10 protein-coding genes are annotated in these 12,604 nt (G+C 72.8%); 5 read left to right on the top strand and 5 right to left on the bottom strand.

What is annotated here, in order from left to right:
• Positions 1-122 precede the first annotated feature (122 nt).
• Complete coding sequence (locus Apa02nite_RS43945; RefSeq protein ID WP_203830414.1) at positions 123-1,676, bottom strand: long-chain-fatty-acid--CoA ligase; 1,554 nt, start codon at positions 1,674-1,676, stop codon at positions 123-125.
• Between the two features lie 212 nt (positions 1,677-1,888).
• Here Apa02nite_RS43945 and Apa02nite_RS43940 point away from each other — a divergent pair, with 212 nt between their 5' ends.
• Both Apa02nite_RS43940 and Apa02nite_RS43935 read left to right on the top strand, forming a co-directional pair.
• Positions 1,889-3,037 (top strand): EAL and HDOD domain-containing protein, encoded by a 1,149-nt coding sequence (locus Apa02nite_RS43940; RefSeq protein WP_239164979.1) that lies wholly within the window; start codon positions 1,889-1,891, stop codon positions 3,035-3,037.
• 337 nt (positions 3,038-3,374) lie between these two features.
• Positions 3,375-3,530 (top strand): hypothetical protein, encoded by a 156-nt coding sequence (locus Apa02nite_RS43935; RefSeq protein WP_203830413.1) that lies wholly within the window; start codon positions 3,375-3,377, stop codon positions 3,528-3,530.
• 7 nt (positions 3,531-3,537) lie between these two features.
• Here Apa02nite_RS43935 and Apa02nite_RS43930 read toward each other — a convergent pair whose 3' ends face one another.
• Together Apa02nite_RS43930 and Apa02nite_RS43925 are read right to left on the bottom strand one after the other, a co-directional pair.
• Positions 3,538-5,844, bottom strand: coding sequence for an ABC transporter permease (locus Apa02nite_RS43930; RefSeq protein ID WP_203830412.1), 2,307 nt, complete (start codon positions 5,842-5,844; stop codon positions 3,538-3,540).
• A complete protein-coding gene (locus Apa02nite_RS43925) occupies positions 5,841-6,635 on the bottom strand; it encodes an ABC transporter ATP-binding protein (protein ID WP_203830411.1) in 795 nt (264 codons plus the stop codon). The genes Apa02nite_RS43930 and Apa02nite_RS43925 overlap by 4 nt, the downstream gene beginning before the upstream one ends.
• Positions 6,636-6,745: 110 nt before the next feature.
• On the opposite strand from Apa02nite_RS43925, the gene Apa02nite_RS43920 reads away from it, so the two are divergent.
• The 3 genes from Apa02nite_RS43920 to Apa02nite_RS43910 all read left to right on the top strand — a co-directional run bounded on the left by Apa02nite_RS43920 (position 6,746) and on the right by Apa02nite_RS43910 (position 10,023).
• The gene (locus tag Apa02nite_RS43920; protein WP_203830410.1) at positions 6,746-8,080 is read left to right on the top strand and encodes a sensor histidine kinase; all 1,335 of its coding nucleotides are present in this window, start codon (positions 6,746-6,748) and stop codon (positions 8,078-8,080) included.
• The gene (locus tag Apa02nite_RS43915; RefSeq protein WP_203830409.1) at positions 8,073-8,726 is read left to right on the top strand and encodes a response regulator transcription factor; all 654 of its coding nucleotides are present in this window, start codon (positions 8,073-8,075) and stop codon (positions 8,724-8,726) included. The genes Apa02nite_RS43920 and Apa02nite_RS43915 overlap by 8 nt, the downstream gene beginning before the upstream one ends.
• Before the next feature lie 412 nt (positions 8,727-9,138).
• Positions 9,139-10,023, top strand: coding sequence for an NPP1 family protein (locus tag Apa02nite_RS43910; protein ID WP_239164978.1), 885 nt, complete (start codon positions 9,139-9,141; stop codon positions 10,021-10,023).
• Between the two features lie 218 nt (positions 10,024-10,241).
• Here Apa02nite_RS43910 and Apa02nite_RS43905 read toward each other — a convergent pair whose 3' ends face one another.
• Positions 10,242-10,832, bottom strand: coding sequence for a peptidase associated/transthyretin-like domain-containing protein (locus Apa02nite_RS43905; protein WP_203830408.1), 591 nt, complete (start codon positions 10,830-10,832; stop codon positions 10,242-10,244).
• Positions 10,833-11,671: 839 nt separating this feature from the next.
• Positions 11,672-12,502, bottom strand: a complete 831-nt coding sequence (locus tag Apa02nite_RS43900) for a DUF1028 domain-containing protein (RefSeq protein WP_203830407.1) — start codon at positions 12,500-12,502, stop codon at positions 11,672-11,674.
• Positions 12,503-12,604 lie beyond the last annotated feature (102 nt).

The raw sequence follows: 12,604 nt of genomic DNA, 5'->3' as shown, positions 1-12,604 counted from the left end.
TCCTGCCCGTCCACTGTGCGTCACCGGCGCAAGGATCACCGGTGTGCGGTGGACGGGCTGAGTCTATGAAGCGCCGGCGCCCGGCGGATATCCCGCCGGGCGCCGGTTTGATTACGCCTGGGCTAGCTGAGTTCGCGCTTGAGCAGCTTGCCGGTGGCGGTCATCGGCAGCGACGGCACGATGCTCACCATCCGGGGGTACTTGTACGAGGCCATCTGCTCCTTGCCCCAGGCGACCAGCTCGTCCTCGGTGACCGTGGCGCCCGGTGTGAGGATCACGAACGCCTTGACCTCCTCGCCGTGGCTCGGGTGCGGCACGCCGATCACCGCGGCCAGCGAGACCGCCTCGTGGGTGATCAGGACCTCCTCGATCTCCCGCGGGTAGACGTTGAAGCCACCCCGGATGATCATGTCCTTGGCCCGGTCGACGATGTAGTAGTAGCCGTCCTTGTCCCGGCGGGCCAGGTCACCGGTGCGGAACCAGCCGTCCCGCATCACCTCGGCGGTCGCCTCGGGCCGGTTGTAGTACCCGTTCATGATGTTGTGGCCGCGGATCGCGACCTCGCCGATCTCGTCGACGCCGCCGACCGTGTTCCACTCCGCGTCGATCAGCTTCACCTCGACGCCCCAGATCGGGATGCCGATCGAGCCGGGCCGGGGCTCACCGCCCGGGTCGCTGAACGTGGCCACCGGCGAGGTCTCGGAGAGCCCGTACCCCTCCAGGATGGTCACGCCGAAGCGCTCCTTGACCGCCTTGATGATCTCGACGGGCAGGCTGGAGCCGCCGGAGACGGCCACCCGCATGTTCGCGGCGATCCGTTCCACGTCGACGCCTGTCTTTTTATTCAGGGTGTTCAGCAGACCCCAGTACATGGTCGGGACGCCGGCGAAGAATGTCACGTTCTCGCTCTGCAACAACGCGACCGCGGCGTCCGCGTCGAAGCGCGGCAGCAGCACCAGGGTGGCGGCCACCGAGAAGCCGGCGTTCATGTTCACCGTCGAGCCGAACGAGTGGAACAGCGGCAGCACCAGCAGGTGGGTGTCGGTGGCCGGCTGCGAGGCGAAGAGCCGGTTGCAGGTCAGCGCGTTCAGCACCAGGTTCGCGTGGGACAGCTCGGCGCCCTTGGCCTGCCCGGTCGTGCCGCTGGTGTAGAGGATCACCGCGGCGTCGGTCTCGGCGCGCAGCACGGTCTCGAAGACCGGTCCCTGACCGGCGAGGGCCTGACCGAGTGTCTCGGCGCCCTCGATCGGCGAGGGGGCCGCCGGGTCCGCGGTGATCAGGAAGAACTGCTCGCAGCCGGCGGCGCCGCCGAAGCCGGCGTGCCCCTCGGCGCCCATCGGGAGTTCCGGGGTGCCCTGGAAGCAGAAATACGCCTTCGCCTCGGAATCCTGGAGGTGATAGGCGATCTCGCGGCCCTTGAGGAGCACGTTCAGCGGGACCACGACGGCACCGGCTTTGAGGATGCCGTAGTAGACGATCGGAAAATAGGGCAGATTGGGACAGGAGAGCGCTACCTTGTCGCCCGGTTGTATGCCCCGAGCCACCAGCATGTTCGCCACCTGGTTCGCCGCCGCGTCCACCTGGGCGTAGGTCAGGCGCTGCGGGCCGAGCACCACGGCGGCGCGGTCCGGGTAGCGGCGGGCGCTGTCCTCCAGAAGGACGGAGAGGTTGAGCATCCGGTGGTTCCCCTTACAGAACGGTGTGCTGTGACGGCGGTCTCATCCCAACATGCGCTCCGTCGCCAGGGAACCCGTCGTTTCGGCATTGTTTCCTGGGCGGGATTCGTCAGGTCGCCCGATTTGGTGCCGATGGCTGCGGCGTGGGAATCCCGGTAATGGATGCGGTGCACGTCGGTCGTCAGCCGATCTTTGACGCCAAGGGTGCCGTCGTGGCGTACGAGCTGCTTTTTCGCGGCCGCATGGACGCCATCGCGTCCGGCCGGCAGGACACCTATGCGACGAGTACGGTCATGATCAATGCCTTCACCGAGTTCGGGATCGCCGAGGTGGCCGGCAACCGGCCGTGCTTCATCAACCTCACCCGCGAGTTCGTGACCGGCCGGCTGCCCTTGCCGTTCGGGCCGGAGCAGGTGGTGCTGGAGGTCCTGGAGACGGTCACGGTGGACGACGAGGTGATCGACGGGATCACCGCGCTGGCCGAGGCGGGCTACAAGATCGCCTTGGACGACTTCGTCTGGGGCTCCGGCCACGAGCAACTGCTCGGGCTGGCCTCCTACGTCAAGCTCGACCTGCTGGACGGTGACCTGAGCCGGCTCGACGAGATCGTCGCGGCCTGCCGGCAGTACCCGGGCATCCAGCTGGTCGCCGAACGGCTGGAGACCGAGGCCGAGGTCGCCATCGCCGACCGGTACGGCATGGAGCTGCGCCAGGGGTACGTCCTCAGCCGTCCCCAGGTGCTCAGCACGCCCAGCCTCTCCCCGTCCCGGCTGCGCCGCCTCGAACTGGTCGCCGCCCTGATGTCCCCGGACGTGCCGCTCGACAAGATCACCTCGATCATCGTGAGCGACCCGGCCCTGGCCATGCGGGTGCTGCGGGTCAGCAACTCGGTCGCAGCCGGCGTGGTCAGCCGGATCTCCTCGGTCCGCCAGGCGATCATGCTGGTCGGCCTCACCCGGATTCGCCGCTGGGCCACCCTGATGGTGGTCGACGACGTCGGCGAGGCCCCCGAGGAGCAGCTGCTCACCGCGCTGACCCAGGCCCGGCTCTGCGAGAACCTGGCAGCGCGCTTCGGCGCCGACCCGGGTGCCGCGTTCGTGGCCGGGCTGGTCACCGGGATGACCCGGCTGATGGGGATCACCATCGCGGCGATGGCCGAGCAGCTGCCGCTCACCGAGGACGTGGCGGACGCGCTCACCGCGGGCACCGGTCGCCTCGGCCAGGTGCTGAACGCGGTCCGGGCGTACGAGGCCGGCGAGGTGGGCTCGGAGGACCTGGCCGTGCCGGCGCTGGACGCGATGCGCTGGTCGACTCGTACGCTCACCGCCGCCCACCGCTTCAACCCCAAACGCCCACGCTGACCGCGGTCCGTCTTCCGGTGGTCGGCCGGCCGTGCAACCCCCGGTCCGGTGCTGATCGCGGTCCGGTGCCGGGTGGTCGGTTGGTCGTGCAACCCCCGGTCCGGTGCTGATCGCGGTCCGGTGCCGGGTGGTTGGCTGGTCGTGCAACCCCCGGTCCGGTGCTGATCGCGGTCCGGTGCCGGGTGGTTGGCTGGTTGTCAGGGGTGTCTCAGTGACGCTGAGACACCCCTGACAACCAGCTGGGACCTGAATCCGGTCCGGTGGCAACCGCACTGTCTGATCCTGGTCCGGTGGTACTGCTCTCCCTGGACCACCGCCGGCCCGCCCCGGGTTGCAGGTGGTCGCCGCGGCCAACGTGGCGCACCTGGTCGCCTTGCTGCTCGGCGTCCCGCCGATGGTCACGCAGACCGTCTACGTGCCGGGCAAGGCCGCGGTGCCGGTGGCGATCCTGGCCGGGATCCGGCACAACCGGCCGGAGACCGTGGCGGCCTGAGCCGTGCTCATCGGGTGGCCGTCGTCCGGCGTAGCACCGGGATCGCGGTGCTGGCGACCGCGAGCACCGCGCACAGCCCGGCCACTCCCAGCGCCGCGCCCCACGGGAGGACCAGAGCCACCGGCTGGCCCAGCTCGTCCTCGACCGAGGCGCGGACCCCGGTCAGTGACAGCGCGCCCACCGCCCCGCCCAGCAGCGCGCCGACGAGCGCCGCGAGCAACGCCTCAGCCGTGGTGATCCGGAGGACCTGGCCCAGCCCGGCCCCGGCCAGCCGTAGCGCGCGGAACTCCGGCCGGCGGGCGGCGGTCGCCATCAGCAGCGTGTTCGACACCGCGATCGCGGTGTACCCCGCGGTCAGCCCGATCAGCACCCACAGGAACAGGTCGACCAGCCGGCCCTCCTCGTCGATGTCCTCCTGCACCCAGTCGCGGGCGGACAGCGCCCGCGCGCCCGCGGCCGGCCGTGGCTCGCCGGTCAGCACCACCATGCCGGTCAGCGCGTCCGGGTCGTGCCGGCGCACCAGGTCGCGGGGCAGCACCACCGGAGCGTCGGCGTCCGGGTCGATCCGGCGTACCGGAAGCTCCGCGACCGTGCCGTCCGCCCACCGCAGGGTGATCGCCTCGCCGCGGGAGACGCCCAGCTCCTTCGCGGTCTGCGGGGTGAGCGTGACCGGCGCGCCGGCCACACCGGCGGCCTGCTCACCGGTGGTCACCGTGCCGTGCCGGAGCAGCACCCGGGTGTCCAGCCTCGACGTGCCCGGCTGGCCCCGCACCGCCGCCTCGGTCAGCCCGGGCGTGCCGTCCGGCGCCAGCACGGTGGCCGCCGGGATGTCCGCGGTCCCGTCGATCCCGGCGGCCTCCTCGATCGTCGCGATCATGCCAGTGAGCAGCACCGTCATCCCGACCGTCACCAGCACCGGCGCGGCCGTCGAGGCGACCCGGCGGACCCCGGTCAGGGTGCCCTCGCGGACCACCGTCCCGGTCGCCGAGCCCCGCCACGGCGCGGTCGCCAGCCGCACCAGCGGGCCGACCACCACCGGCGCCAGCAGCGCGGCCCCGGTGAGCAGCAGCATCGCGGCACCCAGACCGGCGGACGTCTTGCTCTGCGTGGAGACGGCCGGCATCGCGGCCAGCAGGGCCACCCCGGCCGCCGTGGTGAGCAGGCCGGCCACCCAGCGGGCCGGGGTCATCGCCCGGGTCTCGGCGGCCGCCTCGCGCATCGCGGCCAGCGGCGGCACCCGGCTCGCCCGGCGGGCCGCCACCGCCACCCCGGCGAGGGCGACGACCAGGCCGAGCAGGATCGCGCCACCGGCCGCGGCCGGCTGCCACGTCGCCGTGTACCCGGGTGGTTCCAGACCGAAATCGGTCATCGGGCCGGCCAGCAGCGGGGCGAGCGTGACACCGAGCGGGGCGCCGGCCAGCCCGGCCAGCACGGCGATCAGCAGGGTCTCCGCGTACATCAGGCGGCGGACCTGGCCCGGCGTGGCACCGGCGGCCCGCAGCAGGCCCAGCTCGCGGCGGCGCTGCGCGGCGGTCAGCGCACACGTCGAGGCGACCACGAACACCGTCGCGAACGCGCCCAAGGTGACCAGCGCGATCAGCAGCTGCGCGCCGAGCCAGCGGATCCGGGTCACCGCTTCCGGTTCCAGGGCCGCGCGGTCCGGCCCGGCCCGGACCGTGCCGGCCGCGCCGATCAGGGCTTGCGCCGCGTCCGCCAGTCGCGCTTGATCGCCGGTCCCGGTCAGACCGATCACGCGTACGCCGGACGCCCGGCCCAGCGCGTCCCGGTCCGCCACGTAGAACCCGGGCGCGCCTGTCGTGCCGGTGACCGTCCAGGTCTCCGGCCCGGCCGCGGTGAGCACCTCGAGCGTGCTGCCCGGTGTCCGGGCGGTGACCACCTCGCCCCGCGCCACCGGCGCCCGGCCCGCGGTCAGCGGGTACCCGCCGAGCGCGGCCGAGGACCAGGTGTGCCCGGCCAGCTGCGCCGTCCCGTCATCCTCGGCGCCGCGCTCCTGCACGTAGAAGACCGGGTCGGGAATTACCGCGGTCACCCCGGGCACCTCGGCGAGCCGCCGGGTGACCTCGGTGAGCTCGTCCGGGGTCCAGGAGCGGATCTCCGGCTGGCCGGAGTCGCTGGTGCCCACCGACGGGGCCTGCACCATCACCGGGGACGCGCGGTACCGCTCCGGTGGCTGCGGCCGGGAGGAGAGGTAGAGCGTCGCGGAACCGGCCACCACCGCCACCCCGAGCGCGATCGCCACGAACGTGCCGGCGAAGCTCGCGAATCGGTGCCGGACCATCGCCCAGGCGATCATCGGGTCGCCTCCTCGAGGCGCGCGGTGTGCACCGCGATCTTCTCGGCGCCGACCGGCCCGGTCAGGTCGTCCACCACCCGGCCGTCGGCCAGGAACAACACTCGATCGGCGTGCGCGGCGGCCACCGGATCGTGGGTGACCATCACGACGGTCTGCCGGTGCCGGTCCACCGCGGCACGCAGCAGGCGCAGCACCTCGGCGCCGGACCGGGCGTCGAGCGCGCCGGTCGGCTCGTCCGCGAAGAGCACCGCGGGCCGGGTGACCAGCGCCCGGGCGATCGCCACCCGTTGCTGCTGGCCGCCGGACAGCTCGGACGGGCGGTGCCCGGCCCGGTCGGCGAGGCCCACCTCGGCCAGCATCGCGGCCACCGCGCCGGGCTCCGGGCGGCGACCGGCGAACCGCAGCGGCAACACCACGTTCTGCTCGGCGGTCAGGGCCGGGATCAGGTTGAACGCCTGGAAGACGAAGCCCACCCGGCTGCGCCGCAACCGGGTCAGGGCGCGCTCGCTCAGGCCCCGCAGCGGCGTGCCGTCGATGGTCACCTCGCCGCCGTCGGCCCGGTCGAGGCCGGCCGCGCAGTGCAGCAGGGTGGACTTGCCGGAGCCGGACGGGCCCATCACGGCGGTGAAGGTGGCGCGGGCAAAGCGGGCGTCGATCGCGTCGAGGGCGGTCACCATGCTGCCGTAGCGCTTGGTGACCGCGCGCAGTTCCACGGCGGCTGTGGCGTCGGTTTCCACGACGGTCGCGTCGTCGTTTTCTACGGCGGTTGCGTCGTCGTCTCGGGTCGTCATGCCGTTCAGCCAACCGGTTCGGCGGGTCCGGCGCAGTCACGCAGGAGTGAGTCTGCAAGGTAACGCCAGCACTACCGACGGCATCGATTCCCGGCGGTACCGTGCCCTTCATGCCGGCTCGCAACGCGCTCGAGGCGCTCACACTCCGGCCCACCGTGTTCCTGCGGTCGGGCTGGCCGTGGCGCTCGCTGGCCTATCTGAGCGGCGGCGCGCTGCTCGGCTGCGTCACGGTGTCGGTGGTGATCCTGTTGGTGCTGATCGGCGCGCTGCTGTCGATCCTGGTGATCGGCCTGGCCGCCTACGTGGCGACCGCGCTCTCCGGCATCGCGGTCGCCCGGATGGAGCGCCGCCGGATGCGCCTGGTCGACGCGGACGTGCTGCCCGATCCGCACCGGCCGGTGCTGCGGCCCGGGCTGCGGGCCTGGCTCGGCGTCCGGCTGCGCGAGCAGGTCACCTGGCGCGAGCTGGGCTATGCGATGGTCTCGGCCGGCCTGCTCTGCTGGATGGACCTGCTGGTGGTCGGCGTGGTGGTCTTCGTGCCGGGCGCGACCCTGGGCGCACCGTTCTACATGACCGACGAGCAGTGGGGTCACCGCCTGCTGATGTTCGCCGCCGGGATCCCGCTGACCGTGGTGCTGGCCTGGCCGGTGACCGCCTGGGCCGGCGCCCGCGCCGCGATGGCCCGGGCGATCCTGGCCCCGCGCGCACACGACGCCGACGAGAAGCTGATCGAGGTCACCCGGTCGCGGGCCCGGCTGGTCGACGCGTTCGAGCTGGAACGCCGCAGGATCGAGCGGGACCTGCATGACGGCGCCCAGCAACGGCTGGTGGCGCTCAGCCTGCAGATCGGCATGGCCCGGCTGGAGCTGCCGCCGGGCAGTCCGGCCGCCGAGGCCATGGCCGCCGCGCACGACCTGGCCAAGCAGGCGCAGATCGAGCTGCGCGAGCTGATCCGCGGGGTGCATCCGAAGATCCTGACCGACCGGGGCCTGACGGCCGCGGCCGGCGAGGTGGCGTCGATCGCGCCGTTACCCGTCGACCTGGACTTCGACCTGCCCGGCCGGTTCCCGATCAGCCTGGAGCTGACGGCGTATTTCGTGATCGCGGAGGCGCTGACCAACGTGGCCAAGCACAGCGGCGCGACCCGGGCCCGGGTCACCGGCCGGTTCGCCGAGGGCCGCCTGATCGTCGAGATCCGCGACGACGGCCGCGGCGGCGCCGACCCGTCGGCGGGCACCGGCCTGATCGGCCTCGCCGACCGGGTCGAGGTGGTGAGCGGCTCGATGGCCCTGGCCAGCCCACCCGGCGGCCCCACGGTGCTGCGCGTCGAGCTCCCGCTCCCCCCGGAGGACCTGCCGTCGCTGCCCGGCCGCGCTGCGGAAAAGCCACCCGTCGGTGAGGCGGGAGATTCGACCAGCGGTGATGTGGGGAGTGGGCATGAGTGAGTCGCTGCGGGTGGTGATCGCGGAGGACGGGGTGATCGTCCGGGAGGGTGTGTCCGGGATGCTGCGGCGTTTCGGGCACGACGTGGTGGCCGCGGTCGGTGACGCCGACGCGTTGCGGGCAGCGGTGCGGGAGCACCGGCCGGACGTGGTGGTCACCGACGTGCGGATGCCGCCCGGCTTCAGCGACGAGGGGCTGCAGGCCGCGATCGCCCTGCGGGCCGCGGATCCGGAGTTGCCGGTGCTGGTGCTGAGTCAGTACGTCGAGCAGACCTATGCCGCCGAGCTGCTCGACTCGGGCGGAGGAACCGGGGTCGGCTACCTGCTCAAAGAGCGGATCGGCGATGTGACCGATTTCGTCGACGCGCTGGTCGCGGTGGCCGGCGGGCGCACCGTGGTGGATCCGGAGGTGGTCCGTCAGTTGCTGTCCCGGCGCCGGGATCCGCTGCACCGGCTCACCGTCCGGGAACGTGAGGTGCTCGGGCTGATGGCCGAGGGCCGGTCGAACGCGGCGATCGCCGGGGAGCTGATGGTCTCCGAGGCCGCGGTGGCGAAACACATCAACGGCCTGCTGACCAAGCTCGACCTGCCACCCGACGCCGACGATCACCGCCGGGTCCGCGCGGTGCTCGCCTACCTGCGGGGCTGATCGCGAGGCGAGCGGGCGCCGCCTGACCGAAAGGGGAACGGGAGGGCGCGGGCCGCGGGGAGGAGTGGTCGCCGGACCGAGGGCGGAGACGAAGGCGGATCGGAGAGAACAACGGACCGAGGCGGGGCAGGGCACCGATCGGAAGGATCGCGGGCCGGGCCGGAGAGGGCGCGGGCTTGATCGAGAGAGGGGCCACCCCTCGAAAAGATTGACCGATGACTATTGATATCGGAGGTGGAGCAAGCCAAGCTGGGGCCGGTTGTTACCGGTGGGTATCCCCGGCGGCCGGCGTGCGGGGAGTGTTCGTGCAGCGTTGATCCGGGCGCTGCCTGCCGGACCCGTGCCCTCCGGCCGGCCGTGCGGAAATCCTCGGAGCGATCATCCCTGATCGATACGTGAAGGAGTCCGGCTCATGGTTTCCCCGACCATTCCCCCCGAGCCCACCAGCCCCGACCTGGTCAGCCTCGACCTTGCCGGTCCCGGTCGCACCGGTTCCGGTCGCACCGGCCACGCCCCCGCCGCCCCGGCGCCGCGCGGCCGGAGCGTCCGCCGCGCGATGGTCGTCGCCGGCAGTGCGCTGGCCGTCCTGCTCGCCAGTGCGACCCCGGCCCTGGCCGCGCCACCGGCCAAGCTGCCCGGCAACGCCGAGGCGGTCGAGACGAAGTGGCAGCCGGCGTACGACTACGACACCGACGGCTGCTACCCGAGCCCGGCGATCGGTCCGACCGGCACGGTCAACGGCGGTCTCAAGCCGGCCGGTTCGCTCAGCGGCGACTGCCACGACACGTCCGACCTGGACAACACGAACGGCTACTCGCGCTACAAGTGCAACAACGGCTGGTGCGCGATCGCGTACGGCCTCTACTTCGAGAAGGACCAGGCGCTCGCGAACAGCTCGATCGGCGGCCACCGCCACGACTGGGAGCACGTCGTGGTCTGGACCCAGAACGACGTCGCCAAGTACGTCGCCACCTCGAACCACGGCGACTTCACCGTGCACGCCGCGAGCAGCGTGATCTTCACGGGCACCCACCCGAAGATCGTCTATCACAAGGACGGCGTGAGCACGCACTGCTTCCGGCTCGCCAACACCGGCGACGAGCCGGCCGAGAACGCCTACCACGTCTGGCAGTACCCGACGCTCGTCGGCTGGACTGGTTTCCCGTCGGCCGGCGTGCGCACCACGCTCAGCAACTACGACTTCGGCAGCGCGAACTTCGGCCTCAAGGACGCCAACTTCGTCGGCCTGATCACCGCCGCGATGCCCGCCGGCATCACCTTCAACCCGGCGGCCTGAGACCGATTTTCACCATCGGGTCGAGGCGGTCCGGACGCTTCCCGGTCCGCCTCGGCTCAGGCCGCTTCCCCTTCGGTACGACCTCAGCGCCAGAGTTCCGCCCGTTCCCCTCAGCCGCAGACCTGACCCGGCCGGCGTGCGCCACGAGTCGTTCCGCGGAGGCCGGCGGCTCGGCGACCGGCGCCGCCCCGTGCACCGGAGACCGCGACCGCCGGCTGCTACCGGTCGGTGACCGCGCTGATCGTGGCGAGCAGGCCGGCGGCCAGGTCGTAGCGGTCCCGCGGCACCACGTGCATGATCCCCGCGGGTTGTTCCGGCGGGGGCAGCGGCGCGGGGTTCCTCCGGTAGGCGGGCAGCGTCGCGACCTGCCCGGTCACCTGGGCCGGGAAGTGGAACCGGCCGGTGTCCCGGGCGCCGGCCAGGTACAGCGTCACGTCGAAACCGGCCGGGCGGTCCGCGTCCCAGCCCGGGAACACCGTCTTGAACTCGGCGTACCCGTGCGGGTCGGTCATCTGCGCGCCGCACAGGTCCGGCGCGGACGGCTCCGGCGCGCGCTGCGAGATCTCCAGGACCGCCCCGGGCAGCGGCCGGTCGAGCGCGTCGAGGACCCGGATCCGGACCATCATCGGCACGCCGGTCCCGGCCGGCGCCAGCTCCCGCTGGACCACGAACCGGTCCCCGGCAGCAGCAGCGGCAGCGGCGGGTGCGGGCCGGAGCTGGCAGATCGCCGGCACCGGTCCGGGGAAGTCCAGCGTGATGACGGCGCGCCGGTTCATCACCGGCGCGGCGGCGCGCTCCTCGTGTCCCATTTTTGTCCCTACGTCCCCTGACGAATTACGTCCCGTAAATGATCATCGCAGGGGCAAAAGGCTCAAATGGGCTTTTTGCCGTAAATATTCGCGTTGTGGCGGCCGCCGTCCCGAGCCCTGAGACCAACCCCCGGAGTGCCACCCCCGCCACATCGGCCCAAGCCACAGACAGCGGCAGGCCACCCCGAGCCCGAGCCGCCGGACAGCGGCGGCCAGCCCCGGGCCCGAGCCGCCGGACAGCGGCGGCCACCCCGGGCCCGAGCCGCAGAGCAGCGGCAGGCCGCCCGGGCCCCGAGCCGCGCGATACCCCTGAAAGCCAGCCAGTCGGGCGCGGGCGAGATGCGCTGCGGTCTCGGCTGGTGCTGAGGGGTGTCTCGCGGCCCGGATGGCACCGCTGGAAGCCAGCCGGGCGGTCTTGGCTGGCTCGTGGGGGTGCCTCAGCGCCCTTGAGGCACCCCCGAGAGCCAGCCGGAGGGCGCGGGGTGCGCTGTGGGTTCGGCTGGTGCTGGGGGGTGTTTCGCGGCCTGGGTGGCACCGCTGGAAGCCGGCTGGGCGGTCTTGGGTGGCTTGTGGGGGTGCCTCAGCGCCCTTGAGGCACCCCCACGAGCCAGCCGGAGGGCGCGGGGTGCGCCGCGGGTCTGGGGTGGCTGCGGTCTTGGCTGGCTTTCAGGGGTGCCTCGGTGCCCTCGAGACACCCCTGAGGGCCAGCCGGGGGTGGGAGGCGCGGGCGCGGCCGGGGTGGCAGTGGCGGCGCGGGGGCGTCTGGCGGCGCGGGGGTGTCTGGGGGCGCGGGGGTGTCTGGCGGCGCCGGGGCGTCTGGCGGCGCGGGCGCGGGGGTGTCAGGTGGCGCGGAGCTGGGTCAGGACGAGCGGGTCGATGGCGGCTGGGACGATGCGCATCTCCAGGTTTTCGATGCCGGCCCAGGAGGCCAGGGCCTCGTCCAGGTCCGGGTCGCGTTGACCGAGATCGGTCAGCCGCTGCCGGACCTCGGCCGCGAGTTCCCCGGTCAGTGGCAGCAGCGTCGCCGGGTCGGGCCGTTCGAAGTACATCGTGTGCAGCTCGAGCAGCCGGCCCAGCTCGCCGACCGGATCGGGGTGGTCGTCGACGCGGAGGTCGACCAGCACGTCGCTGGTTCCCCCGTACCCCTGGCCCTTGGCGACCACCAGCAACGCCGCGCTCTGCCGCCCACGCCGGTCACCGCCTGCCTGATCTCCGGCGCGCAGCGCCGCCAGCAGCCGATACGCGATCCGCGAGTCGGACGCGGACCCCAGCCACTGCTTCGCCATGTCCTCGACCACCGCCGGTCCGGCCAGCATGTTGCCCTGGGCCGCATACCCGTCACCGGCCGCGCCGCCGGCCCACGGATGGCAGTCCGGGCCGGTGAACGTCGCCCCGGGCCCGGCCGTGCCGACCACGCCGACCTGCCGGTGCCCGACCGGCCCGGCGTCCCCGGCGATCAGTGCCTTGACCACCTCCGGCGCGGCCACCCCGGTGCCCAGCAGCGCGAGCCCCTGCGGCCGGTAGGCGAGATTGGCGTAGGACTGGGTGGCCACCGCACCGACGTCGGCCAGCGCGGCCGGCACCGCCGCGCCGACACCGAGGAACTTGCTGGCCACCGCCACACCCAGGGCCGCGCCGTCGGCGGACCGGCCCACGATCGAGAACGTCATGGCCGCACGCTATCCGAACCGCGCGCTGCCACAGCCGATGACCAAGGACAGAGCCGGCGACCGCGCAGCTGACACGGTCGATGAACAAGGACGGAGCTGGTA

Source organism: Actinoplanes palleronii, from assembly GCF_016862315.1.
GTDB classification, from domain to species: domain Bacteria; phylum Actinomycetota; class Actinomycetes; order Mycobacteriales; family Micromonosporaceae; genus Actinoplanes; species Actinoplanes palleronii.
This window is presented reverse-complemented; position numbering and strand designations above follow the sequence as displayed.

Bases quoted from the DNA above. Each gene is read 5' to 3' on its own strand.
- Apa02nite_RS43925 (WP_203830411.1), bottom strand. From the start codon at position 6,635: ATGACGACCCGAGACGACGACGCAACCGCCGTAGAAAACGACGACGCG.
- Apa02nite_RS43905 (WP_203830408.1), bottom strand. From the start codon at position 10,832: ATGGGACACGAGGAGCGCGCCGCCGCGCCGGTGATGAACCGGCGCGCC.
- Apa02nite_RS43945 (WP_203830414.1), bottom strand. From the start codon at position 1,676: ATGCTCAACCTCTCCGTCCTTCTGGAGGACAGCGCCCGCCGCTACCCG.
- Apa02nite_RS43915 (WP_203830409.1), top strand. From the start codon at position 8,073: ATGAGTGAGTCGCTGCGGGTGGTGATCGCGGAGGACGGGGTGATCGTC.
- Apa02nite_RS43900 (WP_203830407.1), bottom strand. From the start codon at position 12,502: ATGACGTTCTCGATCGTGGGCCGGTCCGCCGACGGCGCGGCCCTGGGT.
- Apa02nite_RS43910 (WP_239164978.1), top strand. From the start codon at position 9,139: ATGGTTTCCCCGACCATTCCCCCCGAGCCCACCAGCCCCGACCTGGTC.
- Apa02nite_RS43920 (WP_203830410.1), top strand. From the start codon at position 6,746: ATGCCGGCTCGCAACGCGCTCGAGGCGCTCACACTCCGGCCCACCGTG.
- Apa02nite_RS43930 (WP_203830412.1), bottom strand. From the start codon at position 5,844: ATGATCGCCTGGGCGATGGTCCGGCACCGATTCGCGAGCTTCGCCGGC.